General features: G+C 67.6%; 3 protein-coding genes. All 3 read right to left on the bottom strand.

All coding sequences use genetic code 11. From position 1 onward, the window contains the following. A partial coding sequence (locus tag NNI01S_RS02765; protein ID WP_439956112.1) for a phage portal protein family protein occupies positions 1–853 on the bottom strand: 853 nt, incomplete at its 3' end. An 18-nt stretch (positions 854–871) separates the two neighbouring features. Continuing rightward, a complete protein-coding gene (locus tag NNI01S_RS02760; protein WP_063017178.1) occupies positions 872–2419 on the bottom strand; it encodes a terminase large subunit domain-containing protein in 1548 nt (515 codons plus the stop codon). Further along, on the bottom strand, positions 2397–2711 hold the full coding sequence (locus tag NNI01S_RS02755; protein WP_063017176.1) for a hypothetical protein: 315 nt from the start codon (positions 2709–2711) through the stop codon (positions 2397–2399). The genes NNI01S_RS02760 and NNI01S_RS02755 overlap by 23 nt, the downstream gene beginning before the upstream one ends. Positions 2712–2828 lie beyond the last annotated feature (117 nt).

Here is a 2828-nt window from a genome sequence, read left to right as displayed (position 1 = left end):
GGTAGTCGATGGCGGGCTGTGCGTCCGGCAGGTTGCCCTCGACGCCCAGCAGTCGCAGTTTCGCGCCGTTCGGGATCGCGGCGCCGCTGGCGTTGCCCGCCTTGTACGACTGCGCCAGTTTCGTGCCGCGGTCGAGTTGGGGCTGCTCATCGTTGGGTCCGCCCTCATAGATCGGCACACCCATCCCGTTGCGCTCGATGGTCTGCGCCTGCACTCGCAGCAGCCGGTCTTTGATCAGCCAGTGCTTATACGCGGGCCGGAGCAGCGATTGCCCCGTCCAGTCGCCGCCCTCGCGGTCGACGACGTACGCGACGAGCCGCTCGACCGGAATGCGCACGGCGCCGCCTGCGCCCCAGCCGAATTGCTCGATCGAGACGAGTCCGCCGTCCGGTGCGACCTCGATATCGGAGATAGTCTCAGCGAGGCGCTGCCCGAGCTTGCGCAGGTGGTACAGGCCGTCATCGTCGCCCACATCCCATACCGGCTCGAAGAACTGGTGCCCGTATCGCAGGCACAGCAGCGCCGCGGCGAGATGCTCTCCCCATGAGAACCGGCCGCGCCGCCGTCGTCTACGGTTCGGTGGCTGCCCCACCACCGGCAGGCCGAGGTCGTTCGCGATGTGCGCGACCACCTCGGGCCGGGCTCCGGCGGGGTCGATGCGCCAGTTCGTACGCTTCACGGGCAACGTCACGGCCCGCATCACAGACGTGATCTGTGCGTCCTGCCGCTCCATCCGGCGATACACGCGCGTGCACAGCGGCCAACGCAGCTCGGGCGTTTCCTCGGCTGCTTGCCAGAATCCGACACCTTCGGTGCTGTATCCCTCTGTGGCGTAACCGATCTCATTGAGCATTGACACTGTCGCCACCTCCTAGAAACCCATCACCATGAGCTCGTCCTCGGGCATCGAGTCCTCTGCCGCCTGCACTGGCATTTGCACTGGCGCGAGCTGCGCGCCGAACGTGAGCAGGCCCCAGCGCGCGGCCGCGAGAACCTGCATGCGGGTCGCGCCGGCCGAGGTGTAGTCGAGGACGACTCGGCCACCCGGGAGCGTCTTGGTCTGTGTCGTTTCCCGCGCCTGGTCGACTCGCGGGTCCCCAGCGTGTGAGAGCCGTTCAGCGAGGGCGTCGTCGAGCAGACCGACGACGGCATCGGCCATCTGCGTGGACGAGGTCAGCTCGGGTTCGATCCCGAGCGGTATCAGCTTCGGCACGATGCTCGCCGCGGGCGAGGACGCGTTGATCACCAAACAGCACGGGTCCCAGCGTTCGACTAGATCGACGATGCGCTCGACCACATCGGCGGCGCTGCCGTGATAGCCGAGCTCGACGCGGATCCGGTCGGCCGTCGTCCACGTCGCCGCGCCGATCGAGCAGGTGCGCAGATCAGGGGTCATGTCGACTGCGATCGCGATCGGCCCACGCACTGCGACTCCTGCCTCGCTCATCCGGCCCCATGGCTCGTCCGGGATCAGCGCGGGCAGATCCTCCGAGTCGGCCGGCCAGTCCCCGCGGCCGAGGTACTCGACGTCGAAGCTTTTGCGCCCGGCCGGTGTCGAGAACTTCTTGAGCTCGGCGCGGAGTTTCTTCTCGGTGGCGATCACGCCGTAGGACGGGTTCGCCAGCCGCCAGGTTTCGGGATCGGTGCGGTTGCCGTGGTCGTCCATCCATTCGGCGAAGAACAAGCCCAGCTCGTCGGCGGACCGGCCCCGCCTGCGCACCGATGCGAGGACATGCCCGTTCGGGTGGTCGTCCTGGTTGACCGCGCTTGAGGTGTAGATCGTCTGCGGGTCGTCGGCCGCCATCTTGGTGGGCGACAGCGCCGCCATGTCAGCCTCGGTGAGGTCGTACGCCTCGTCGTAGATTTCGAGGTCGATGCGATCCAGGCCGCGGCCAGCGTGTGCCGATCGAGTGGTGAAAACCACCTGCGCGCCGGACGCGAGGACGATGGTGCCGCGGCCCTGCGAGCAGGTGTGCGACTCGACGCGTTTCGCCATCCATGGCGTTGTCTTGACTATCGCCCACGTGCGTTTCCACAGTGCCTTTGCGGTCTCCCACTGGTGCGCTGAGAACACGATGTTTTCGCCGAGCTTGAACAGCCCGTAGAGCACTCGCAGGATCAGGACCGTCGACTTGCCCGCCTGGCGCGGGATGATCAGGCAGCACTCGGGGTGCGTCCATGTTCCATCGGGGTTGCGAGCCAGGATCCGTTCGAGCGACCACAGTTGCCACGGCATCGGGCGGATGCGCGAGGCCGACAGCTTGCCGAGCGCCGCCGCGCGCATGCCGAGGTCGAAATCGCCCGGCGTGTAGAGCAGCGCCTCGGGTGTCTGCCGCCCGGTGAGATTCGGCCATTCCGCGGCGATGATCTCGGCGAACCGAGCGTCGACGTCCTCGCTACAGATCGTCGAGAGGGTCATATCCGTTGTCGGTACTGGACCCTTGGCGGCGGATCTCGGCGAGCAGCTGGCGCAGCGTATTCGCTTGCTGGCGAGCCTCGACGAGCGCGCCGTCGACTCGGACCTCGATATCGCCGTCGCGGGCGGTCGTCAGGGTCGCCCAAACGCTGTCCTCGCCGTCGACCAGTTCGGCGAGCCGGTCGAGGCGGTCGGCGACGCGGGCGGCCTCGTTGATCAGCACCGTACGGGCGTACGGGTCGTCGGGGGTGCCCAGCTCGGCCCGCAGGCGGTCGCCGGTGGTCTGCTCGGCCACCCCTGCCCCCATTCCCGCCCGAAAATCGGCCGTAAAAAAAATCCTGACTACCGCCGGATCGAGTCAGGGAGGGGGGCTCCGATGATTTGGACGGGGGTGGGGGTATCCGGCCGTCCC

This window comes from Nocardia niwae NBRC 108934 = DSM 45340, assembly GCF_001613465.1.
GTDB classification, from domain to species: domain Bacteria; phylum Actinomycetota; class Actinomycetes; order Mycobacteriales; family Mycobacteriaceae; genus Nocardia; species Nocardia niwae.
Note: the sequence above shows the minus strand (reverse complement) of the source record. Positions and strands in the feature narration are given on the sequence as shown.